The organism is Vibrio sp. 10N.247.310.23 (genome assembly GCF_041467155.1).
In the GTDB taxonomy this organism is placed as follows: domain Bacteria; phylum Pseudomonadota; class Gammaproteobacteria; order Enterobacterales; family Vibrionaceae; genus Vibrio; species Vibrio crassostreae_C.
On sequence record NZ_JBFSTZ010000017.1, the window covers coordinates 81,451 to 105,599 of the forward strand.

The window sequence follows — 24,149 nt, forward strand, 5'->3', positions numbered from 1 at the left end:
TGAAACTAATTTGAGCCTTCTCTTTCGTTGCGCCTCCATGCAGAAGCACTCTTCCCTAAAGAGAAGGCTCAATATTCATAGCTAGTAGTTACCGGTAATAGCTAACACCCAGTAACGAAAGCTGATAACCAGTAACTAGTTATCAGCTAAGAGCGAATAACTCTAGTTACCACCAGAACACTTTTTAGTTTCAACGTTGAACGCACCACATGAGAATGGCTTAGACCAACTAGAGAATAGTTTTGCTGATTCAGGTAAGTAGTTAGACCAAGCATCACCTGCAACAAGGCCTGTGGTTTCCCAAACGATGTCAAACTGGCCATCATCTTGAATCTCACCAATCAATACAGGTTTAGTTATGTGGTGGTTTGGTAGCATGGTTGAGTAGCCACCAGATAGGTTTGGAACAGACACACCAATCAATGCATCTTGCACCGCTTCAGCATCGGTTGTGCCCGCATTAGTCACAGCTTGAGCCCACATATTGAAACCAATATAGTGTGCTTCCATCGGGTCATTCGTTACACGTTTGTCACTCTTAATGAATGACTGCCATGTTTCAACGAACTCTTCATTGACTTCGGTATCGACGCTCATGAAATAGTTCCATGCCGCTAAGTGACCCACTAGAGGTTCAGTATCCATGCCCGATAGCTCTTCTTCGCCAACCGAGAATGCAATCACTGGAATGTCTTCAGATGAAACACCTTGAGCACCAAGCTCTTTATAGAAAGGTACGTTTGCATCGCCATTCACAGTAGATACAACGGCGGTTTTCTTACCAGCTTCACCAAACTTCTTGATATCTGAAACAATAGATTGCCAATCAGAATGACCAAACGGTGTGTAGTTGATCATGATGTCTTCTTCTGCGACACCTTTACTTTTTAGGTAGGCCTCTAAGATCTTATTAGTGGTACGTGGATAAACGTAATCGGTACCTGCAAGCACCCAACGTTCCACTTCAAGTTCATCCATTAAGTAATCAACGGCAGGAATCGCTTGTTGGTTTGGCGCAGCACCGGTGTAGAAAACGTTTTTAGAGGACTCTTCGCCTTCATACTGTACTGGGTAGAAAAGGATGCTGTTTAGCTCTTCAAAAACTGGCAGCATGGATTTACGTGATACCGATGTCCAACCACCGAACACCACATCCACTTTCTCTTTTTCGATAAGCTCACGTGCTTTTTCTGCAAATAGCGGCCAGTTTGACGCAGGGTCAACCACGACAGGCTCTAGCTTCTTGCCAAGCAAACCGCCCTTTTTATTCTGCTCTTCGATAAGCATTAGCACGGTATCTTTTAGCGTTGTCTCACTGATCGCCATAGTGCCAGAAAGTGAGTGTAGAACACCGACCTTGATGGTCTCATCAGCAGCAAGCACTGTTGCAGAAGAAAATGAAAGTGTTGTACACAGTGCAGCTAGCGATAAATTGAACACCTTGTTCATGATTGTTACTCCATAATTGTATTTTTGTTATTCAATTACAGAGTTACAAGAAGAGTGCCAAACTTAAAACATAACCAACAAAGTTTTAAGCCTTTGTATTTAATAGTACTTTAACTAAGTTAACACCAATGCAGTGCATAGCGACAAGGTTACTATGTTTCATGCTGGTGCAGTGACGATAAGATTGAACCAAGATGACACACGCATATTCGCTAAATACAAAAAAGGCCCAATATTTTCATACTAGACCTACAAAAAACATCTCAGATTATCGTCTTGCCATTGAGAGGTAAGACTATTCGGCTTGTTGAAACTCGAATTTCACTCTCGACTTAGATTTAAGCTCGTTACAATCACCATTGCAGAAATAGCTCGCAGCCCCACAAGCTTGAAGCTTCTCTAATTGGCTGCTGCACTCAGGACAAAAGCCCACTTTTGTAAAGTGATCTTGGCAGCTTTCACAGTGGTATTTACCATCCCAGCTAAGTTCTGACTGGCATTTAGGGCAGATATTTTCACTCATAGGAAATCCTAACTTTTTACTTTCAGTACTAATAAGCAATCTACTCTTTCTTCGCCTTGGCTTGCTTGATTTGATACATGCTTTTGTCAGCTGACGCAATCAACTGATCGAGCCCTTTAGGCGACTTTTCACAAGCAATCCCAACACTGACTGAAAACTGAACGCCATTAATATAGAGAGCTTTATCCAACGCTTTTTCTAAGCTGTGATAAAAGTCTGACACTTTTTGTTCGGTATCAAAGCAAGAAAACACTACAAACTCGTCACCGCCGTAACGACCTACCTTGGCACATGCCGTAGTCGCTTCATCGAGAACTTTTGCAACGGCTAACAGAACATCATCGCCAAAGCTATGGCCATACGTATCGTTGATTGACTTGAATTTATCAACATCAACAAACAGGCAGGCCATCACTTTGTCCGCAAAACATCGTTTAACTAAAACCTTCTTAGCTTCACTTAACAATGCTCGGCGGTTCAAGCAATGCGTCAGCGAATCATGACTGGCAAAAAAGTTGAGTTGATTCTCTAGCTCGTATTTCTCTAGCGCTACTGAATACAAAGAAGCAAGCAGCTCCAAGATCTCGAGTTCAAATTCATGAGGTTCTGAAATGCATCGGCTGTAAATCGCAAATGTACCTAGCACGTGGCCATGCGAAGAGATGATGGGCACCGACCAACAAGCGTGTAAGTTGGCTTGATTGGTCAAGGTTAAGAAAGGCGCCCAATTTGAGTGAGTATTAATATCAGAGACCATAACAGCTTTCTTAAGCGCAGCTGCCTCGCCACAAGAGCCTATCCCCGCACCAATTCCTACCCCTTCAATCTGTTGATTGTAAAAATCAGGCAGGTTTGGGGCATATTCAAGGTGTAACGTTTTAGACTCTGAGTTGAGCAGTAGAATTGAAGCCATGCGCTGCCCAAAAAGCTGCTCGGTAAGCTGAATAATCTTGTGATTTAAATCTTTGCGATCCATCCCAAGCGCAAGCTTCCGCAGCAAACTATTGACGGCTCGATGACCTTCTAATAAAAATTGTTGTTCCATTCACTAAGGCTTTCAATTGTGTAATCGGGTACAGCTTGTTCTTATGCAAGCTTGTTATTGGTTAATAATAGCACACTAAATTAGTACGACACACAATCGAAGATCATAGGTTGATCTTTCGCTTTATCTACTTTGATCAGCGATCTACCCCAAAAAGAATATTTATATCACCACACACCGAAAGCATAAGTTACATGTGCTGCATTTCAATTTAAAATAGTCATTTATATCAAAAGTGACATGTAAAAATAAAATAAACAGCACAAGCCATTTCGATCTGTAGTCTAAATCATCGAATTACATGCGTCAGCATTTCAATGTTTTGGCCATCTAGCTGGGTCAGCTTAACGGACAGCGCACCAAGTTCTGAGGTATTTCCAATGTGTGTGCCACCACAAGGAATAGTGACCTGAGTATCTGCGTCAAGCTGCCACTCCCAGTAACGAGAGTCTGTTAACGCCTCGCCTTCTAGTCTCATCGCAACTGGCGTCGGCTCTGCAAGCCAGCCCGCAAGCATTTGGTTGATACCAGCTTCGATGTCATCAAGATTTGCTAGCATGTCTGCAACGTTCAAACCGCGCTTCTTCAGGGTTTTGCCTAAGCGATACTTATCGGTACACAGCTCTGGAGTCACAAAGCTCGTCACTTGTGCGTAGCTATTGAAGTCGTAACTGCCAAGCGGATCTTTTCTATCCGCATCTTTACGCCAGTAGCGCTCAGCCAATACTTTATTCAAAGCTAGGAAAGCGATGTGGCCAGCACTGTGACCACGGCTCAAACTGGCTTGGTACTCTTTATCAACCGACAACACGACTTCGTCGTTAACCTTAATCATAGAAGCAGATGTAGGTAGCTGGTGGACAACAACAAACGCCCACCCTTCCGTATCACGCTTAACAGGGATATCTGCTGCGATATGAAGCTTGCCAGTAGATTGTTCTATAGCACCAACAAGGCAGTCTTCAACTGGATATAGCACGTCACCAACACTCACAAAGCCTTGGTCTGCAGGGTGATCTGGCCAAATGTGACTCACTGGGTGGAAGGGTGTCACGTCGGTGATCAGGTAAGTTTTGCTGTCATCGCTTTCAACGTACTGCGCTTTAGCATTGAGCTGCCAAGCCTGATGACAAAATTGAGTGATGGTTGGTGTGATTGCTGACACAGGTGTAATCAAATCGCTAGTAGTCATATCGTTCTTCTTCTGGAATCTAGTCTGATTCGTTGAGCCATGATGATAAAAACGTATTGTTATGGCTTAACGTGAATTTTGCTTAAAAAAATACCCGAGACAGGCTCGGGTATCAAATCTATTGGAAAGGTTTACTTACGACCTTTAACCATGCTCATCATACGTTTACGTTTACGTTCTTGAGAAATTGTCAGCTTGTTAGTCTTAGCTTCAAATGGGTTCTCGCTGTTCTGGAATTGAATGCGAATAGGTGTACCCATGATTTCTAGTGAACGACGGTAGTAGTTCATCAAGAATCGTTTGTATGAATCTGGCAAGTTACGAACTTGGTTGCCGTGGATAACGATAATCGGTGGGTTGTAGCCACCAGCGTGCGCGTATTTCAGTTTCACACGACGGCCACGAACCATAGGCGGTTGGTGATCATCTGTCGCCATCTTCATGATACGAGTTAGCACAGAAGTACCAACACGAGTAGTCGCTGATTTGTAAGCTTCTTGTACAGACTCAAACAAGTGACCAACACCTGTACCGTGAAGTGCAGAGATAAAGTGAATACGTGCGAAATCAACGAAGCCTAAGCGACGGTCTAGCTCTTTCTTAACGCGTTCTTTAACGTCGTTATCTAGGCCATCCCACTTGTTTACGGCAATAACAATTGAACGACCAGCGTTCAACGCAAAGCCTAGCAAGCTTAGATCTTGATCAGAGATGTTTTCGCGAGCATCGATAAGCAGCAATACAACGTTAGCATCTTCAATCGCTTTCAGTGTTTTAACCACTGAGAACTTCTCTACCGTTTCGTTGATGTTTTTACGACGACGAACACCCGCAGTATCGATTAGAACGTATTCACGCTCGTCACGCTGCATTGGGATGTAGATAGAGTCACGAGTCGTACCTGGCATATCGTAAACAACCACACGCTCTTCACCAAGAATACGGTTCGTTAGCGTTGATTTACCTACGTTAGGACGGCCAATGATCGCTAGTTTGATCGGTTGATCTTGAAGACGCTTGAATTCTGCTTCAGCTTCTTCTTCTGTAAATTCAACCTGCTCTTCTTCTTCGTCTTCAAACTCAGTTAAGTCGCTTACTTCGCCATTCTCAGCTTTTAGCGCTTCTGCGAATGGGTTAAGAGCAAGGTCAATAAGTGCAGTAACACCACGACCATGCGCCGCAGCGATTTGGTACATGTCTTCTACACCTAGTTGCCAGAAGTCAGCACTTGCAGCATCAGGGTCGATACCATCAACCTTGTTTACTACTAGCATTGAAGGCTTTTCTAGTTGACGTAGGTGCTTAGCAATCGCCACGTCTGAAGGTGTTAGACCCGCACGGCCATCTACCATAAATAGAACGACATCAGCTTCATCAATCGCCGCTAGCGACTGTTCAGCCATTTTAGTTTCAACACCTTCTTCAGTACCGTCGATACCGCCAGTGTCAATAACAATAAAGTCATGCTCGCTAAAATGAGCATGACCGTATTTACGGTCACGCGTTAAGCCAGGGAAATCCGCAACCAATGCATCACGAGTTCGAGTCAATCGGTTAAATAACGTAGATTTACCTACGTTCGGACGCCCTACTAGAGCAACAACAGGTACCATAACAACCTCTACAATTTCTTCTCTAAATGTAGTTATAGGTAAGCACTTGTTCGCAAGTTTAAACTCTTACCTATAACCACACGGTTTATTAATTTTTAACAACAAAACGGCTCCTGGCTGTTACCAACCAGGAGCCGACTGTGAATTATATCACGCTTTTATTGGCTAATCGTTAGTTTCTTTACATCGCCATTGCGAGTCGTCACTAAGTAGCCTTCAGGCAGTTCAATTGGTGCAACCGCAAAGCCGCTATCATCGACAAGCTGTTGAGCAACAAACTCACCCGATGAACGATCCAACCAGTGCAGATAACCTTCAGTATCACCCACGACTACATAACCATTAATAATAGCAGGTGCTGTCAGTAAGCGGTTTTCTAACAATGGAGTGCTCCACAGTTCAGTACCACTACGCGCATCAACCGCAACCACATGGTCTTTGTCGGTAACAACGAACAAACGGCTACCATCACTTGCTAAATCAATCGCTGATGAGTAGTTACGTTTCCAAATTGGCTTACCAGAACGAAGGTCGATAGCAATCAGCTGACCATTGATACCTACGGTATACAGGGTGCCACCAAGAACAATTGGAGATGCATCAACATCAACCAAACGATCAATTTCCGTTGCACCTTTTGGTGTGCCTACTGGCTGTTGCCAAATAAGCTGACCACGATCAACGATAGCCGCAGCTAGACGACCATTTGCTGTACCCCAGAATACACCACCAGAAACTGCAACAGGCGAGCTATCGCCACGCAGTGTTAGGCTTGGTACTTCCGTACTGATGGTCCATTTTTGTTCACCGCTTGCTTGATCTAACGCGATCAACATACCGCGACTGGTATGAACAATGACCATGTTGCTATCAGTTGCTGGGGATGCAAGCACCTCGCCATTGACTGATACACGCCACAGCTCTTCACCGGTCGATTCTTCCAGTGCGATCACTTCGCCATTTTCAGAACCAACAAAAACTTTACCGTAAGCCGCCGTTAAGCCACCCGATAAACGAGCCAATACGTCTTTCTCAAGATCGACTTTCCACAGCGCTTTACCTGTATCAGGATCAAGCGCTTTAACCATACCTTCACGGCTTGCAACAAACACTTTGTCGTAAGCCAATTCTGGCGTTAGTTTTGAAAAGTAGTGACCAACACCATCACCAACCGACGTAGACCATTCCTGACTAGGAGTGAACTCGCTGTTTACCGTTGGGACTGGAGCCATGATTACGGTGTCTTCTTCACCCGCACAGCCAGCTAGTAGGCCAAGAGCAATCGCACACAACGCCGCTTTTGGAAACATCTTCTTCATTCAAAGCGCCTTATTTAGCTAGGTCGTCAAGTTTGATTTGAAGCGTTTGGCTAGCGTCAACAGCTTGCTGTGCTTCTGTGTAAGCACTGTATGCTGCGTCTGTGTCGCCTTTACGAAGTGAGATATCACCACGCAGTTCAGCAACACGGCCTTTCCAAGATTCGTCTGTCATAGCAGCAAGATCAGTCAGTGCTGCGTCAAATTCACCTTGCTCAGCTTTAATACGTGCAACACGGTAAGTAAGTAGTGGCGCAAGTGCCGCGTCCTTAGTTGCCGATTTTGCCCACTCGAGCTGTTCAAGTGCCGCCGCTAGATCGCCTGCTTGTACTTGTACTTTTGCTAGTTGCATAGCAGCAAGTACTGAGTACTCAGCATCTTTGTTTGCGTCGATGAAAGCTTGAATATCAGATTGAGCATCAACACCCTTAACATCAAGAGCTGAAATTACAGAGGTGTAGCTTTCTGAAGCTGCTTCACGCGCTTCAACTACTGAATCTTGGTAATAGCGCCAGCCAAATAGACCACCTAAACCAATAACCGCACCAAAGATTACGGCTTTACCGTTCTCTTTCCACCAATCTTTAATGGCTTCAACTTGTTGCTCTTCGCTATCGTAAAGTTCCACTTCCTGTCCTCTTTAATTCTTTAAACGCCAGCATAGTGCTGACGTTAGTATTCATTATGAGCGTTTGCTCAATGGCTAATTAGATTAGCGCAGCAACTTTCTCTGCAACTTCCGTTTGAGACACGGTTTCTTGCTCGCCGCCAACCAGATCTTTTAGCACAACTGTATTGTCAGCAACTTCGTTCTCACCAAGTACCAGCGCCACAACAGCACCTACTTTGTCAGCACGTTTGAATTGCTTCTTGAAGTTACCACCACCGAAGTGGTTCATTACACGCACGCCTTCAACGGTGTCGCGTAATTGATTCGCTAACTGCATGCCCGCGATCATAGTACCTTCGCCAGCAGCAACTACGTATACATCAACGCTACGACGAACTTCTGTTAGCTCTAGCGTTTCCATCATCAGAACCAGACGCTCTAGACCCATTGCGAAGCCAACTGCATTGGTTGCTTTGCCGCCTAGTTGCTCAACAAGACCATCGTAACGACCGCCGCCACATACTGTACCTTGAGCACCAAGGCTGTCTGTGATCCACTCAAATACAGTGCGGTTGTAGTAATCTAGGCCACGTACTAGACGCTCATTAACTTGGTATTCGATACCAACAGCGTCAAGAAGTTCACACAAACCAGCAAAATGTTGCTTCGATTCTTCACCTAGATATTCAGATAGTCGAGGTGCGTCACCTAAGATAGCTTGAACATCAGGGTTCTTAGTATCAAGTACACGTAGAGGGTTAGTGTGCATGCGACGTTTGCAGTCTTCGTCAAGCACATCAATGTGTTGCTCAAGGAAAGCCACTAACGCAGTGCGGTAGCTAACGCGATCTTCTTGAGAACCGATTGAGTTCAGCTCTAGGCGAACGTGCTTGTCGATGCCTAGCTCACGCCATAGACGTGCTGTCATCATGATAAGTTCTGCGTCAACGTCTGGACCGTCTAGGCCAAACACTTCAACACCACATTGGTGGAATTGACGGTAACGACCTTTTTGAGGACGCTCGTGACGGAACATAGGGCCCATGTACCATAGGCGCTGTTCATCACGGTTGATAAGGCTGTTTTGAATACATGAACGAACACAACCTGCTGTGCCTTCTGGACGCAGCGTTAGGCTATCGCCATTGCGGTCGTCAAAGGTGTACATCTCTTTAGAAACAACGTCTGTCTCTTCACCAACTGCACGGCTAAATAGGTTTGTTTCTTCAACGATAGGCATACGTACTTCGTTGTAACCGTATGCGCTCACCACGCTTTTAACTGCGCTTTCTACTTTCTGCCACAGTGGTGATTGAGTTGGAAGGCAGTCGTTCATGCCTCGAATTGCTTGGATATTTTTAGCCACAGTATTTATTCCGTAATTTCTCACGACCAGGTGTTAGTGCGAATAGACAATCACACCCCATCGCGTTGTATTAATCTTCTAAGTTTTCTACATCTATGCGATTTGCTTTATCAAGCACTGACGCTTTTGCACGAATCTTAGCTTCAAGTTTGTCGACAAGGTCATCGTTGTCGAAGCGCTCTTTCTGACGCTTACCGTCTTCGTAGAAGGCACTCTTACGTGCACTACCAGCTAAACCTAAGTGAGACACTTCAGCTTCACCAGGGCCGTTAACCACACAACCGATGATAGATACGTCCATTGGAGTGATCACGTCTTCTAGGCGCTCTTCAAGGGCATTAACGGTGTTAATAACATCGAACTCTTGACGAGAACAGCTCGGACACGCAATGAAGTTGATGCCACGCGAACGAATGCGCAAAGATTTAAGAATATCAAAGCCAACTTTGATCTCTTCAACCGGATCAGCCGCTAGCGATATACGCAGCGTATCGCCGATACCTTCAGAAAGAAGCATACCTAAACCTACCGCTGACTTCACAGAGCCTGCACGCGCACCACCCGCTTCGGTAATACCAAGGTGGAGAGGTTGATCAATCTGCTTAGCCAGCAAACGGTAAGAACCGACAGCAAGGAATACATCAGAAGCCTTCACGCTGACTTTGAATTGATCAAAGTTCAGACGGTCTAGGATATCTACATGACGCATTGCTGATTCAACAAGCGCTTCTGCTGTAGGTTCTGTGTATTTCTCTTGGATCTCTTTCTCAAGAGAACCGCCGTTAACACCAATACGAATCGGAATATTCATATCACGTGCACAATCAACAACTGAGCGGATACGGCTTTCGTTACCGATGTTACCTGGGTTGATACGCAGACAGTCAACGCCGTATTCCGCCACTTTAAGTGCGATACGGTAGTCGAAGTGAATATCAGCAACCAAAGGAACAGAGACCTGCTGCTTGATTAGCTTAAAGGCTTCAGCGGCATCCATAGTCGGTACAGATACGCGAACGATATCAGCGCCAACTTTTTCCAGAGCTCTAATTTGAGCAACGGTCGCGGCTACATCTGTTGTTCTTGTGTTGGTCATGGATTGCACAGCAATTGGTGCACCATCACCGATCGGCACATCACCCACATAAATACGGGTTGATTTGCGACGAATAATAGGAGATTCGTGTTGCATATTAACTCTAAGGTAAGGTTATTCTAGCTACTTTGCCTGAAGTATACCCAGAAAGGTCGACAGGTTCACTTGCAAATGTCATCGATACGCCTTCAGGCGCACCCAGAATCACTTTATATGGTGCAGTTCCAGAAAGATTTAATGTCTGGCCTGCTTTTTTAATGCCAGTAGATAATGTTTTGCCCGAAGCATCTTTCACTTGGATCCAACAATCAGCAGAGAACTGCATGACTAGTTCGTTAGCCACAGCTTCAGGAGCCGTGCTAGCTTCAACCGTTTCTACATTCGCAGCAGCTTCAGCAGTTGGCTCTGTCTCTGTTGCTTGTTGTGCAGGAGTTTCGTCAGCTGGAGTAACAGCACCTGAAGTATCTTCCGCATCGCTTATTGCAGCAAGGCCTTCAGTACCTTCAACAACAGAAGCACCCGCTTCGTTTTGTTCAGCTTCAATCACTTCTAAAGAGGTGAATTCAGGGGCAAGTGATTCTTCTACCGCTAGCTCTTCTGAGCTTTCAGTATTCGCTAAAGATTGAGATAGGGTGTCTTGTTGTTGGTTCTGCCACCACCAAAGTGAGGAGATACCCGCAATGACCGCAAAAATACTCCAAGTCAGGATCATAATACGGCTGTTGTGCTTCTCGGTTTTGGTCTTACGAGAAAAGCTCAACATTTCTTGCTCTTGATGCTGAGCATCACCGGCATGATGCAGCGCACTCAATACGACTTTTTCGTCAAGATTGACGTATTTCGCGTATGAACGAATATAGCCACGCATAAACGTCGCCACTTGATCTGACTCGAATTGGTTTTCTTCAATTTGTTGGATCAGCGTAACGCGAAGTTTCAAGCGATCAGAAATCTGCTTTTGCGTTAAACCAAGAGATTCTCGTTTGTTCTTAAGCAGCGTTCCCGCTTCCAAAGCTGGAGCTACGGTTTCTTGCGTTTGTGTATCTTGTTCTGTGTTCATAGAGAGTGAACTTCTAAAGTATTATCGCAGGTTGAGGAGAGCGTTTTCTTATTGTCGTTTAAGCTCAATCTAACAACCCACGTTATGTGGAATTTTTCCTGCTATCTAAATCATCAACCCTTAAAGGCGAACATCATTCATTTGTTATGGATGACCTTCTCAGGAAGCTAGTTTATCAAGTAGCCAACCTAAATAGACATATTGATGATCAGTAGCAAGCGAGCACTTAAATTAATTTAAGATTAGTTAATCATAAGCTAATGCCATTACAAGGCAAAAACACTTTAAACAAAATTTACCGTCAGCTCATGGTTTTGTCCAAAATTTGACGAAAAATGTAAGAAAGCGTGGGCAAGAAGTCCAAAAAATCAAAAACTGTACCCCAGAAAAGCAACAAGCCAGAAGTAGGACTTCTGGCTTGTTTAGGTTCTAATCGCGTTTTATACCGCTTTTACTTCAATCACACCACCGGCAATCAAGTTCGCTTCAGAGGCTGCTTTGATCATTTTGGTACGTTTGGTTCTATCAATCACATCACCGACTAACTGACCACACGCGGCATCAATATCATCACCACGAGTCTTACGAACGGTTACTGTGTAGTTGTATTCCATCAGCGTTTTTTGGAAGCGATCAATACGAGAGTTGCTTGGCTTCTTATAAGGCGACCCCGGGTAAGGGTTGAATGGAATCAAGTTGATCTTACAAGGCGTCTCTTTCATTAGCTCAGCAAGTTCACGTGCGTGGTCCATATCATCATTCACATGATCCAATAACACGTACTCAACCGTTACTTTACCGCGGTTAGCATTTGAAGATGCAATGTAACGACGAACAGATGCTAGGAAGTCTTGGATATCCCAACGGTCGTTGATCGGCATGATTTGGCTACGTAGTGCATCGTTTGGCGCATGTAGAGAAATAGCCAATGCGACATCGATGTTGTCTGTCATTTGGTCAAGGCCAGAAACAACACCAGAAGTTGATACGGTTACACGACGCTTAGACAGTGCGAAACCTAGATCATCAAGCATGATTTCTAATGATGGCATTAGGTTCTTCATGTTCAATAGAGGCTCGCCCATACCCATCATTACAACGTTAGTAATTGGACGACGACCGGTTTCTTTTTCTAGGCCGATTTCGCGAGATGCACGCCAGATTTGGCCAACAATCTCTGAAACTTTTAGGTTACGGTTGAAGCCTTGTTGAGCTGTAGAACAGAACTTACATTCAAGTGCACAACCAACCTGTGAAGATACACATAGCGTCGCACGGTCACCATCTGGGATGTATACCGTTTCAACGTCTTGGTCGCCAACGCTCATCGCCCATTTAATTGTGCCATCTGAAGAGTGTTGAGCTTCAGAAACAACAGGTGCAACAATCTCACAGCGACGTTGAAGTTTCTCACGTAACTTTTTGTTGATGTTATTCATTTGTTCGAAGTCATCGACACCGAAGTGATAAATCCACTTCATCACTTGCTCTGCTCGAAACGCTTTCTCATTCAGTTCTTCTGTGAAAAATTTACGAAGACCTTTACGATCAAAATCGAGTAGATTGACTTTAGCTGTGGTCATGATGCCTCTCAATGACGGAACAATAATTAAGGGCGCGAATTGTACAGGCTTTACGCAACTTCAACAAGCATTGTAAAACCCTGTGTTTATTAAGACATTCAAACTTAAGCGATTAAAATTTGAACAATTGTGTTTATCGGCCTGATATTAGCCAATTTAAACAAAGATTCCCGATTACACCCCTTCGTCGCTTTCGGGAATGACGTAAATAATCACCAATTGCTCGATAATATTTACCACGAGATGGTTGCTCCAAAGTTCCCCGTCATTCCAGAACTGAGGAACGAAGTATCTGGAATCTCCAATAACAAAAACAGATTCCCGATTACGCTCCTTCGTCGCTTTCGAGAATGACGACTAAATTGATTATCGAGAGCGTAAAATCCACTTACAAAAAAGGCCTCACCGAAGTGAAGCCTTTAGAATAATTTGCAGTGCCGATTATTGAGCTGGGCGTGGGCAAATTTCAGATTCTGGGAAGAAGAATTCGATTTCGCGAGCTGCAGACTCAGGGCTGTCGCTGCCGTGAACTGAGTTGTAACGCATGCTGATTGCGTAGTCAGCACGGATAGTACCGCATGCCGCTTCTTCTGGGTTTGTTTTACCCATAAGTTCACGGTAACGAGCGATAGCGTTTTCGCCTTCAAGCACTTGAACCATGATAGGACCAGAAGTCATAAACTCTTTAAGAGCTGGGAAGAACTCTTTGCCTTCATGTTCAGCGTAGAAGCCACTCGCTTGCTCTTCAGTAAGACGAACCATTTTAGCAGCAATAATTTCTAGGCCTGCTTTTTCGATACGGTGGTAGATTTCACCAACAAGGTTACGCTTAACTGCATCCGGCTTAACAATTGAGAACGTTCTTTCTAGAGCCATAGGGATTCCTTCACTTCATTTTTTTGTTATTAAATACTGAAATTACTGAGATCTTTCGATCTGAGCTTTATGAATGAGCGGCACAAAATACCGCTCACCCTTATTATTATTTTGCTTGGTCGATAAGAAGACGAGCCAGTGTGCGAACGCCCATACCCGTTGCGCCTGCCGCCCACTTGTCACTTGCTGACTTACGGTAAGTACCCGCGCAATCCATATGAATCCAACCTTTTTTGTAGTCATCTACAAAGTAAGAAAGGAATGCCGCAGCTGTACTTGCACCCGGTGTGTAATCGCCCGTGCTGATGTTTGAAAGATCAGCAAAGTTTGAAGGCAACATACCACGGTGGAAATCAGCAAGAGGCAGTGGCCATAAGCCTTCTTTCTCTTGATTTGCCGCCGTTAGCGCTTGGTGAGACAACTCATCATCGAAGCTTAATAGTGCGTGGTAGTCGTTACCTAATGCGTTTTTAGCCGCGCCTGTTAGCGTTGCACAGTCGATGATCAGCTCAGGGCTTTGTGCACTTGCGTACATAAGGCCATCAGCTAGCACTAAGCGACCTTCCGCATCAGTGTTCATGATCTCAACTGTTTTACCGTTTTTGTAGGTAATGATATCGCCAAGCTTCAATGCGCGACCAGAGATCATGTTCTCTGCGCAACATAGAATAAGCTTGATGCGCTTGTTAAGACCGCGTTCAATCGCAAGACCTAAACCACCAGTAATCGTTGCTGCGCCACCCATGTCAGCTTTCATCGCTGTCATGAATTGGCCTGGCTTGATACTGTAACCGCCCGAATCGAACGTAATACCTTTACCGACTAAACAGGCAAATACAGGTGCGTTTTCATCGCCTGTTGGGTTGAAGTCCAGTTGCAGCATTGCTGATGTACGCTCAGAGCCACGGCCGACCGCGTAGATGCCTTCCCAACCTTCGGTTAGTAGATCCTTGTCTTTAACGATCTTCGCTTTAACAGTGCCCGCTGGCGCCACTGACTTGATGTATTCTGCAGCCATTGTCGCAAGTTGACGAGGTGCCACTTCTTCAGCGGTTTTATTGATAATGTCACGCGTCCAGTCAGTAGCACGGATGCGAGCTTCTAGCTCAGCTTGGTCGGCTTCTGAAAGTGCATCCCATTCCAATGCATTCTTTTTCTTTGGTCCACGGTAGCCTTGGTAAAAAGCCCAAACGCTTTCTAGATCCCAACCTTCACCACGAAGTGAAACGAATGCGATACCTTGTCCGTCAAGCGTACGACCCGCACGTTGAACTGCGCCTAGATCGTGGCCTTCACCAATGTGAATTGTCGCTCCCGCTTCTGAGAACGATAAAATAGCTCTTGCTCCCCACTGAGGCTGGGCAGCTTCTTGACTTAAAAATACTGACATCTGTGTAGACATGATTTCTCCTTGTCATGAACCACTTCGAGAGTGTGATTCTGATTATTTTTTATTAGCGCACTGATGTTAGCATTATGTAGGAGGAAAATGTCATTTTGATAAAAAAACGGACCATAAGGTCCGCTTTTTTTAGTAAGAATTGTTAACTTGGCTGCGTTTTATATTGGACTGATGCCAACCCGCGACCAAATCATCAGATAAGAGGATTAATCCATCTCATCCATCCAGCACAAAATAATAGCCTCTAAGATTTTTTCATTCGAGTGGTTAGGCTCGTCATCAAACTCTTCAAGGTCTAGCACCCATTGATGCAGATCGGTAAAACGTACCGTTTTAGGATCAGTATCAGGGTACAAATCACATAGCTCAATTGCGATGTCTCGCGAATCAACCCACTTCAAGCTCATAACACTTCCTTATATTTATTAGCGACGCTTGGTCACCTTTATGCTCTATATTCTAGGCCAGTTTTTTTAAACCGTTATCTCAGTCATGGCGAAACCACCATGACTGTAGAGAAGTTCTTAGTGATCTTCAGACGCTAGGTTCAATGTGTACTTTGGAATCTCTACAACAAGATCCGTATCAGCCACTTTTGCTTGGCAGCCAAGGCGAGATTCCATCTCTAAGCCCCATGCCTTATCTAGCATGTCGTCTTCTAGATCATCACTCTCTTCTAAAGAATCGAAGCCTTCACGAATCACGACGTGACATGTTGTACATGCACACGATTTTTCACATGCGTGTTCAATACCAATACCGGCCTTCAATGCAACATCAAGAACCGTCTCACCAGTTTTTGCTTCTAAAACAGCGCCTTCTGGACATAGATCTTCGTGAGGTAAAACAATAATCTTTGGCATGTTTATCTATTCTCTAACTATTAAATATTATCGACTGACTGACCTGACAGTGCAGCACGAATTGATTTATCCATACGACGAGAAGCAAAGTCTTGGCTCGCTTTGTCGGTATTCTTAATTTCTAGTTCAATAGCATCAGCGTTGTCGCCATTACGCACTTCAATCAGTGCTTCAATCGCTTGAACAAGTTGTTGTTTGCCTTGCTCATCAAGTAGCTCGTCACCGTCGGCTTGCATTGCAGCGATAAGGCCTTCGATAACGCGATCCGCTTCTACGCGTTGCTCAGCAAGAGCACGCGCTTGCATGTCTTCTTTTGCAAACGTCATCGAATCTTTCAGCATGCTAGCCACTTCGTTGTCGCTTAGACCGTAAGAAGGCTTAACTTGGATTTCAGCTTGAACGCCAGTGCTCTTCTCCATTGCGGTAACCGATAGCAGGCCATCAGCATCCACTTGGTAAGTAACACGAATATGAGCAGCACCTGCAGTCATCGGCGGGATGCCTTTCAGAGCAAATCGAGCCAGTGAACGACAGTCATCAACCATCTCACGCTCGCCTTGCACGGTGTGTACTGTCATTGCAGTTTGACCGTCTTTGAACGTGGTAAACTCTTGTGCACGAGCAACTGGGATCGTGGTATTACGAGGGATGATCTTTTCGACTAAGCCACCCATGGTTTCGATACCCAGTGACAGAGGGATAACATCCAATAGCAGCATCTCAGAGTCAGGCTTGTTGCCAACTAAGATATCCGCTTGAATCGATGCGCCAATCGCAACCACTTCATCAGGGTTAATACTGGTTAATGGAGTACGACCAAAGAAGCCACCGACCATTTCACGAACAAGTAAGGTACGAGTTGAACCACCTACCATCACGACTTCTAGTACTTCATCCGCGTCAACTTCCGCATCTTTCAGTGCTCGGCGGCACGAAAGCAGCGTTTTCTTAACTAGTGGCTTGATGATCTCTTCGAACTCTTCACGAGTTAAAGAGCCAGACCAACCTAGTGCTTCAACATTAACGCTTTCAGCTTCAGATAAGCCAATCTTCGCTTCTGTTGCTGCGTCTAGAAGAATACGGTTCTGTTCTGCTGTCAGCTCTAACAAGCCCATTTGCTCTTGGAAATGATCCGCAATTAAATGGTCAAAGTCATCGCCGCCTAATGCAGAGTCACCACCGGTTGCTAAAACTTCGAAGACACCTTTAGACAGGCGTAGGATAGAGATATCAAACGTACCACCGCCTAAGTCATAAACAGCGATTACCCCTTCTTTACCTGAATCCAAGCCATAAGCAATCGCAGCTGCAGTGGGTTCATTAAGAAGACGTAACACATGAAGACCAGCAAGTTGCGCTGCGTCTTTGGTACCTGCACGTTGTGCATCATCAAAGTACGCAGGGACGGTAATCACGGCACCAGCCAATTCACCACCTAACGTCGACTCAGCACGTTGACCGAGTGCACGAAGAATATCTGCAGATACTTGAATTGGGTTCTTATTTCCTTGCGCTGTGTTAATCACAGGCAGGCCATTATCACTTTCTTCAAACTGATATGGCAGAGATGGGTATCGCTGTTGAATATCTGACAGTGAACGACCGATTAATCGCTTAACTGAGATAATGGTATTTTTAGGATCAGTTTGTGCATTTACACGCGCTTCATCACCAGTGGTGTACGACTCTGACTGATAGTGAACAACGGAAGGGAGAATACTGCGACCTTGTTGATCAACAAGCGTGCTTGCCTCACCACTGCGCACTGACGCAACCAATGAGTTTGTTGTACCTAAATCAATACCCACTGCAAGCTTGTGCTGGTGAGGAGCGGCGCTTTGCCCTGGTTCTGCAATCTGAAGTAGTGCCATGGATGTGTCCTTGTTATACGAACTAGCCGATCAAACGATCTTCAACTAACTCGATTTCATTCTTTAATTTTGCAATAAACTTAAGCTTTCTTACTCGGTCTGCAGCTTCTAACCAAGCTTCGCTGTCGAGTTCTTGTTGGATAGCGCTTAATTGTTGTTTATACATTTTGCTAACCTTTCCTTCAAATGCAAACAAAGCATCTTCAGGATCAGAACTGTCGGCGATATCTTCCAGCTCTTCACGCAATTCCATTTGCTCCATCAGGAACATAGGATCTTGCATAGTCTGCTGCTCACCACGAATATCCTCACCATGTTGAACTAACAGGTATTCAGCGCGGCTGACTGGATTTTTCAACACCTGGTACGCATCATTGATTTGCGCAGCTTTTTGCACAGCCAGCAAGCGATCTCGCTCAGAAGCCGTGGCAAATTTATCAGGGTGGAATTGGCGTTGCAGATCTCTAAACTGAGAAGAAAGAAGGCTACCATCCAGTTGAAACTGAAGTGGTAGCCCAAATAATTCGAAATGATTCATGTAACGGTGGTCCTAAGTTTAGGCTCTTTACTTAGAGCCTAATTTTATTCTTCGCTCATTATAAACGCTCAACGATTGAGGCGTTTATACATTGAAGCTCTCACCACAACCACATTCGCCTTTCGCGTTAGGGTTGTTGAATTCAAAACCTTCGTTTAGGCCTTCTTTTACGTAATCAAGCTCAGTACCGTCTAGGTAAACTAGGCTCTTTGGATCAATGATGACCTTAACACCTGAATGCTCGAACACTTCGTCTTCTTCGTTGAGCTCGTCAACGAATTCCAGTACATACGCCATACCCGAACAGCCAGTAGTTTTTACCGCTAAGCGCAACCCGATACCTTTACCTCGGTTATCTAGGAAAGCTTGAACTCGGCTTGCTGCCGTATCTGTCATGGTGATGGCCATACTACAACCTTGTGTTTTATATAAATTGAGAACTCAGGGGGAGCACAAAGGGTGCTCCCAAATATTACTTTTTTGAAGTGATTACGTTGTAGAAACGATTAGTGCTTCTTTTTGTAATCCGCAACCGCTGCTTTGATTGCATCTTCAGCAAGAATTGAACAGTGAACTTTCACTGGTGGCAACTCTAGCTCTTCTGCGATTTCAGAGTTTTTAATAGCAGCTGCTTCATCAATACTTTTACCTTTAACCCACTCAGTGACTAGTGAGCTAGAAGCGATTGCGCTACCGCAACCGTAAGTCTTGAATTTTGCGTCTTCAATAATACCTTCTGCAGATACTTTGATTTGCAGTTTCATTACGTCACCACAAGCTGGTGCGCCAACCATGCCGCTACCTACACTTGGATCTTCTTTATCAAACGAACCTACGTTACGTGGGTTTTCGTAGTGATCAATTACTTTTTCGCTATATGCCATGATAGTTACCTCGAATCCTCTATTTCCGTGAGATTAGTGATGAGCCCACTCAACAGTGTTCAAATCAATCCCTTCTTTATACATATCCCATAGAGGAGACATGTCGCGTAATTTGTTTACCGCTACACGAATTTGTGCAATCGCGTAGTCGATTTCTTCTTCCGTAGTGAAACGGCCGAATGAAAAACGTACTGAGCTGTGTGCCAGTTCATCGTTTAAGCCAAGAGCGCGTAAAACGTATGAAGGCTCAAGACTCGCTGATGTACATGCAGAACCTGATGATACCGCTAAGTCTTTTAAAGACATAAGCAGAGATTCACCTTCAACGAAAGCAAAGCTCACGTTTAGGTTATGTGGTACACGTTGATCTAAGTCGCCATTTACCGTTACTGCTTCTAGATCTTGAACCCCTTTCAATAGACGCTCGCGAAGTGCTAGTGCGTGGTCATAATCTTTCTGCATGTCTTGTTTAGCGACAGCAAAAGCTTCACCCATACCCACGATTTGGTGAGTAGCAAGCGTACCAGAACGGAAACCACGTTCGTGACCTCCACCGTGCATCTGTGCTTCAAGACGAATACGTGGCTTACGACGAACGTACAAAGCACCAATGCCTTTAGGGCCGTATGCTTTGTGTGCAGAAAGAGAGATAAGGTCAACTTTCATCTCTTTTACATCTAGTGGGATTTTACCCGCAGACTGAGCCGCATCAACGTGGAAGATGATCTTTCGTGAACGACATAATTCGCCGATTGCAGAGATATCTTGGATTACACCAATCTCGTTGTTTACGTGCATGATAGAAACAAGAACCGTATCTTCACGCATTGCTGCTTGTAGCTTGTCTAAATCAATGATGCCGTTTGCTTCAGGCTCAAGGTAAGTCACCTCAAAACCTTCACGCTCTAGTTGGCGACATGGATCAAGAACCGCTTTATGTTCTGTTTTACACGTGATTACGTGCTTACCTTTCTTCTCGTAAAAGTGCGCTGCACCTTTGATAGCAAGGTTGTCTGACTCTGTAGCACCTGACGTGAAAACAATCTCACGTGGGTCTGCATTTAGTAGATCGGCAATTTGCTCACGAGCATTATCTACTGATTCTTCTGCCTGCCAGCCGTAACGGTGTGAACGAGATGCAGGGTTACCGAAGTTACCGTCCATCGTCATGCACTGAACCATTTTTTCAGCAACACGTGGATCGACTGGGCATGTAGCTGAATAGTCAAAGTAAATAGGCAGTTTCATTTTCTACTCCAATGTAAAAACTGACCGCTAAGAGCGGGCATTAACACCGTGAGGTGCTGCACTAATCGTTGTAGTGCTCGTATTTTTATGTGCAAAACCATTATTAACCGCAAGATCGATATCTTGACGATCAGAAATCTCTAAAACTTCGTTATCTTTCATTAGCTCACCGAGCGTAATGTCATTTAAGAAGCTGCTGATTCGGGAGCTTAAATCACGCCAAAGAGTGTGAGTTAAACAACGACTACCACCTTGGCAATCTGCTCGACCGTGACACTTAGTTGCATCAACTGATTCGTCTACTGCAGCAATTACAGTTCCGACAGCGATGTCGCTCGCTTCAGCACCTAAACGGTAACCACCGCCAGGACCACGAACACTAGCAACTAAGCCAGCTTTACGTAACTTAGAAAATAGCTGTTCTAAGTAAGATAATGAGATGCCCTGTCGCTCTGAAATATCAGCCAGAGGAACTGGGCTTTTTTGCGAATGCAGTGCTACATCTAGCATAGCTGTTACCGCATATCTTCCTTTAGATGTAAGTTTCATATCACACCGAATCCACATTGTTTATGTGGTTGGAATCTTCCCATACCTGACTAAATTGGTCAAGTATTTAGTTGACTATTTTAGTCAAGTATTCACCCTTAGGGTTTGTGTGGTTTTTATTTGTCGTTTTTGCTCTTCTCAATTGAAGTCAAAATGCCGCGTAGAGTGTTGATCTCTTGCAACTCTGGACGAGCTCGACTGAACAGACGACGTAGTTTATTCATCACCTGACCTGGCTTATCCTTAGAGATAAATTGGGTATCAATGATCACTTTTTCAAGGTGCTCATAGAACATTTCTAGTTCTTCGTGACGAGGGTACTCATCTTGTTTCTGTGGCTGATATTGGCTAGCGACCATATCAAGGTGAGCTACACGCACTTCGTAGCTCAGAGTCTGCACTGCCATTGCTAGGTTTAGCGAGCTGTATTCAGGGTTAGCTGGGATACATACATGGAAGTGGCACTTCTGAAGCTCATCGTTAGTCAAGCCAGTACGTTCACGGCCGAACACTAATGCGACTGGGTGCTTTTGACCTTCAATCGCAAACTTTTGTCCACACTCACGAGGCTCAAGCATTGGCCATTCAAGCGTACGTGAACGTGCACTCGAACCAACCACCAAACCACAGTCTTTTACGGCTTCGTCTAATGTAGAAACGATGGTTGCGTTTTCTGCGATGTCACCTGCACCCGCAGCCAGTGCTAAGGTCTGCTCGTCAACTTCACATTGAGGGTCTACAAGAACTAATTGACTCAAACCCATCACTTTCATTGCGCGAGCTGCTGATCCGATATTTCCCGAATGAGACGTACCAACCAGAACGACTTTTACATTGTCTAACATGCTATATGACACCACTTTAAAAATAATCGCGAGATATTAACACATAGCAAAGTAAAATGGTCAGACCCTTCGCGTAATGTGAAACCAAGAGTTCAAAAAATAACCACTTCCCTTTTGGTAAAACTTTGGTATACTCGCCGCCGCTTTAAATTGTTCTTTAACATCTTGTGGGAAAAACCATATGCATCCAATGCTAAACATTGCGATACGCGCTGCGCGTAAAGCTGGCAACCATATTGCTAAATCTCTAGAAACAACTGATAAGATCGAATCGTCTCTAAAAGGTAACAACGATTACGTTACTAACATTGCTCAAGAAGCTGAGTACATGATCATTGAGACAATCAAAGCATCTTACCCAGAGCACAGCATTATTTCTGAAGAGAAAGGCCTGACTGAAGGTAAAGACTCTGATGTACAATGGATCGTTGACCCACTGGATGGCACCAACAACTTTGTAAAAGGTTTCCCTCACTTCTCTGTATCTATCGCTGTTCGCATGAACGGTCGTACAGAAGTTGCTTGTGTTTATGACCCAATGCTAAACGAGCTATTCACAGCTCAACGTGGCGCTGGCGCTCAACTTAACAACGCTCGTATGCGTGTTACTCAACTAAAAGACCTTCAAGGTACTGTTCTAGCGACTGGTTTCCCATTCAAGCAAAAACAACACTCTGAATCTTTCATGAAGATCATCTCTGGTCTATTCATCGACTGTGCTGATTTCCGTCGTACAGGTTCTCCTGCTCTTGACCTATGTTACCTAGCAGCTGGCCGTGTTGATGGTTACCTAGAACTTGGCCTTAAGCCATGGGATCTAGCAGCTGGCGATCTAATCGCTCGTGAAGCTGGTGCTATCATGACTGACTTTGCTGGCGGTACTGATTACATGACTTCTGGTAATGTTGTTGCTTCAAGCGCACGTGGTGTTAAGTCTATTCTTAAGCACGTTCGTGAGAACGCTAACGAAGGTATGCTGAAGTAATTCAGACCTTACGTTAACGCTCCCTATTTTAAGGGCGCATAAAAATTCCAAAGCCTCGCTATATAGCTATAGCGGGGCTTTTTTGTATCTGCGATACGAGCTACGAGCTACGAGCTACGAGCTACGAGCTACGAGCAAGATGGCGGTTAGTTGCGACGAGCACAATGCACTTCGCCGATAAATTACGTTGAGTTTATCGACAGAATACAGTCGTAAAAAAACCGCTAGTTGCCTAGCGGTTTTTTTGGTTCAGCGAAAATTGTTAAGCCAAGGCCTAAGGCATTTCGTCAAACTCTTCACCTTCTTTATCCACTTGTGGTGGCATTAGGTGTTCACGCGTAATACCCAACTTCATAGCGAGTGCAGATGCAACGTAGATAGAAGAATAAGTACCAACAGTAATACCCAATAGAAGTGCAGTCGCGAAGCCGTGAATCATAGCACCGCCCTGAGCGAACAGCGCGATAACTACGAATAACGTTGTACCAGAAGTAATCAATGTACGGCTCAATGTTTGTGTGATTGAGCTGTTCAGTACTTCAGGTGCTTCACCCTTACGCATCTTGCGGAAGTTCTCACGAATACGGTCAAATACGACTATGGTATCGTTGAGGGAGTAACCGACGACCGTTAGCAAGGCTGCTACGATGGTAAGATCCACCTCAATTTGCATTAGAGAGAACACACCCAGAGTGATGATAACGTCGTGCGCCAGTGCTAGTACCGCACCTGCTGCCAAACGCCATTCGAATCGCACTGACACATAGATCAAGATACAGATCAGAGAAACAAGGATAGCAAGGCCACCCGCTTCTGTTAGCTCGTCACCCACATTAGGGCCAACGAACTCGATACGACGCATCTCAACTTGCTCACCAGTACCATCTTTAATTGCAGACAGGATCTGGTTACCAAGCGTTTCGCCAGCAACACCTTCACGTGGACGTAAACGAACCATGACCTCACGTGCAGAACCAAAGTTCTGTACCGTTGCATCACCGAAACCTTCCGCTTCTAGTGCACTACGGATATCAGGTAGGTTTGCTGGTTGCTCAAAACCCACTTCAATCAGCGTACCACCGGTAAAATCTAGACCCCAATTCAACGATTTCGTTGTTAAGGTAAAGATGGCAGTACCAATCATCAAGATTGAGAATAAAAAGGCAACCTTTGACCAACGCATAAAGTCGATCATTTTTTCTGCTTTTAGAATCTGAAACATATTAATTCCTAGC

At 44.8% G+C, this 24,149-nt stretch carries 24 protein-coding genes; 1 reads left to right on the plus strand and 23 read right to left on the minus strand.

Going from position 1 to position 24,149, the window contains the following annotated elements; genetic code table 11:
* Positions 1–162: 162 nt before the first annotated feature.
* The 22 genes from urtA to trmJ all read right to left on the minus strand — a co-directional run bounded on the left by urtA (position 163) and on the right by trmJ (position 21,929).
* Positions 163–1,449 carry an urea ABC transporter substrate-binding protein gene (gene urtA / locus AB6D93_RS14345; RefSeq protein WP_102333720.1) on the minus strand — a complete coding sequence of 429 codons (1,287 nt, stop codon included), beginning with the start codon at positions 1,447–1,449 and terminating at the stop codon, positions 163–165.
* Positions 1,450–1,744: 295 nt separating this feature from the next.
* A complete protein-coding gene (locus AB6D93_RS14350) occupies positions 1,745–1,972 on the minus strand; it encodes a zinc ribbon domain-containing protein (RefSeq protein ID WP_010440564.1) in 228 nt (75 codons plus the stop codon).
* A gap of 40 nt (positions 1,973–2,012) precedes the next feature.
* Positions 2,013–3,017, minus strand: a complete 1,005-nt coding sequence (locus AB6D93_RS14355; protein WP_065584656.1) for a sensor domain-containing diguanylate cyclase — start codon at positions 3,015–3,017, stop codon at positions 2,013–2,015.
* A gap of 289 nt (positions 3,018–3,306) precedes the next feature.
* On the minus strand, positions 3,307–4,209 hold the full coding sequence (locus AB6D93_RS14360) for a metal-dependent hydrolase (RefSeq protein ID WP_102333719.1): 903 nt from the start codon (positions 4,207–4,209) through the stop codon (positions 3,307–3,309).
* A gap of 131 nt (positions 4,210–4,340) precedes the next feature.
* Complete coding sequence (gene der, locus AB6D93_RS14365; protein WP_017062511.1) at positions 4,341–5,822, minus strand: ribosome biogenesis GTPase Der; 1,482 nt, start codon at positions 5,820–5,822, stop codon at positions 4,341–4,343.
* Positions 5,823–5,980: 158 nt separating this feature from the next.
* On the minus strand, positions 5,981–7,141 hold the full coding sequence (gene bamB, locus AB6D93_RS14370) for an outer membrane protein assembly factor BamB (RefSeq protein WP_017062512.1): 1,161 nt from the start codon (positions 7,139–7,141) through the stop codon (positions 5,981–5,983).
* Positions 7,142–7,151: 10 nt separating this feature from the next.
* Complete coding sequence (locus tag AB6D93_RS14375; RefSeq protein WP_017062513.1) at positions 7,152–7,766, minus strand: YfgM family protein; 615 nt, start codon at positions 7,764–7,766, stop codon at positions 7,152–7,154.
* Between the two features lie 79 nt (positions 7,767–7,845).
* Complete coding sequence (gene hisS, locus AB6D93_RS14380; protein WP_004735105.1) at positions 7,846–9,114, minus strand: histidine--tRNA ligase; 1,269 nt, start codon at positions 9,112–9,114, stop codon at positions 7,846–7,848.
* A 70-nt stretch (positions 9,115–9,184) separates the two neighbouring features.
* On the minus strand, positions 9,185–10,306 hold the full coding sequence (gene ispG, locus AB6D93_RS14385) for a flavodoxin-dependent (E)-4-hydroxy-3-methylbut-2-enyl-diphosphate synthase (protein WP_009848294.1): 1,122 nt from the start codon (positions 10,304–10,306) through the stop codon (positions 9,185–9,187).
* Between the two features lie 7 nt (positions 10,307–10,313).
* Positions 10,314–11,270 carry a cytoskeleton protein RodZ gene (rodZ, locus tag AB6D93_RS14390; RefSeq protein ID WP_102333718.1) on the minus strand — a complete coding sequence of 319 codons (957 nt, stop codon included), beginning with the start codon at positions 11,268–11,270 and terminating at the stop codon, positions 10,314–10,316.
* Between the two features lie 440 nt (positions 11,271–11,710).
* Positions 11,711–12,853 (minus strand): bifunctional tRNA (adenosine(37)-C2)-methyltransferase TrmG/ribosomal RNA large subunit methyltransferase RlmN, encoded by a 1,143-nt coding sequence (locus AB6D93_RS14395; protein ID WP_019822113.1) that lies wholly within the window; start codon positions 12,851–12,853, stop codon positions 11,711–11,713.
* 441 nt (positions 12,854–13,294) lie between these two features.
* Positions 13,295–13,729, minus strand: a complete 435-nt coding sequence (ndk, locus tag AB6D93_RS14400) for a nucleoside-diphosphate kinase (RefSeq protein ID WP_016797173.1) — start codon at positions 13,727–13,729, stop codon at positions 13,295–13,297.
* A 106-nt stretch (positions 13,730–13,835) separates the two neighbouring features.
* Entirely contained in the window at positions 13,836–15,131 is a 1,296-nt protein-coding gene (pepB, locus tag AB6D93_RS14405) for an aminopeptidase PepB (RefSeq protein WP_102333717.1), read from the minus strand.
* Between the two features lie 206 nt (positions 15,132–15,337).
* Positions 15,338–15,538, minus strand: a complete 201-nt coding sequence (gene iscX / locus AB6D93_RS14410; RefSeq protein WP_102333716.1) for a Fe-S cluster assembly protein IscX — start codon at positions 15,536–15,538, stop codon at positions 15,338–15,340.
* Positions 15,539–15,655: 117 nt separating this feature from the next.
* Positions 15,656–15,994: an ISC system 2Fe-2S type ferredoxin gene (gene fdx, locus AB6D93_RS14415; RefSeq protein WP_010440525.1), complete on the minus strand. Its 339-nt coding sequence runs from the start codon at positions 15,992–15,994 to the stop codon at positions 15,656–15,658.
* A gap of 20 nt (positions 15,995–16,014) precedes the next feature.
* Positions 16,015–17,865, minus strand: coding sequence for a Fe-S protein assembly chaperone HscA (gene hscA / locus AB6D93_RS14420; RefSeq protein WP_017062518.1), 1,851 nt, complete (start codon positions 17,863–17,865; stop codon positions 16,015–16,017).
* A gap of 22 nt (positions 17,866–17,887) precedes the next feature.
* Positions 17,888–18,403 carry a co-chaperone HscB gene (gene hscB, locus AB6D93_RS14425; protein ID WP_010440522.1) on the minus strand — a complete coding sequence of 172 codons (516 nt, stop codon included), beginning with the start codon at positions 18,401–18,403 and terminating at the stop codon, positions 17,888–17,890.
* Between the two features lie 84 nt (positions 18,404–18,487).
* Complete coding sequence (iscA, locus tag AB6D93_RS14430) at positions 18,488–18,811, minus strand: iron-sulfur cluster assembly protein IscA (RefSeq protein ID WP_010440519.1); 324 nt, start codon at positions 18,809–18,811, stop codon at positions 18,488–18,490.
* 98 nt (positions 18,812–18,909) lie between these two features.
* The gene (gene iscU / locus AB6D93_RS14435) at positions 18,910–19,287 is read right to left on the minus strand and encodes a Fe-S cluster assembly scaffold IscU (protein WP_004735094.1); all 378 of its coding nucleotides are present in this window, start codon (positions 19,285–19,287) and stop codon (positions 18,910–18,912) included.
* Between the two features lie 33 nt (positions 19,288–19,320).
* On the minus strand, positions 19,321–20,535 hold the full coding sequence (locus AB6D93_RS14440) for an IscS subfamily cysteine desulfurase (protein ID WP_010440514.1): 1,215 nt from the start codon (positions 20,533–20,535) through the stop codon (positions 19,321–19,323).
* A gap of 27 nt (positions 20,536–20,562) precedes the next feature.
* A complete protein-coding gene (gene iscR, locus AB6D93_RS14445; protein WP_010440512.1) occupies positions 20,563–21,084 on the minus strand; it encodes a Fe-S cluster assembly transcriptional regulator IscR in 522 nt (173 codons plus the stop codon).
* A gap of 116 nt (positions 21,085–21,200) precedes the next feature.
* Complete coding sequence (gene trmJ / locus AB6D93_RS14450; RefSeq protein WP_102333715.1) at positions 21,201–21,929, minus strand: tRNA (cytosine(32)/uridine(32)-2'-O)-methyltransferase TrmJ; 729 nt, start codon at positions 21,927–21,929, stop codon at positions 21,201–21,203.
* A 181-nt stretch (positions 21,930–22,110) separates the two neighbouring features.
* On the opposite strand from trmJ, the gene suhB reads away from it, so the two are divergent.
* Positions 22,111–22,914 (plus strand): inositol-1-monophosphatase, encoded by an 804-nt coding sequence (gene suhB, locus AB6D93_RS14455; RefSeq protein ID WP_017062836.1) that lies wholly within the window; start codon positions 22,111–22,113, stop codon positions 22,912–22,914.
* Positions 22,915–23,188: 274 nt separating this feature from the next.
* On the opposite strand, the gene secF is transcribed toward suhB, so the two are convergent.
* The gene (gene secF, locus AB6D93_RS14460) at positions 23,189–24,136 is read right to left on the minus strand and encodes a protein translocase subunit SecF (RefSeq protein WP_102333714.1); all 948 of its coding nucleotides are present in this window, start codon (positions 24,134–24,136) and stop codon (positions 23,189–23,191) included.
* Positions 24,137–24,149 lie beyond the last annotated feature (13 nt).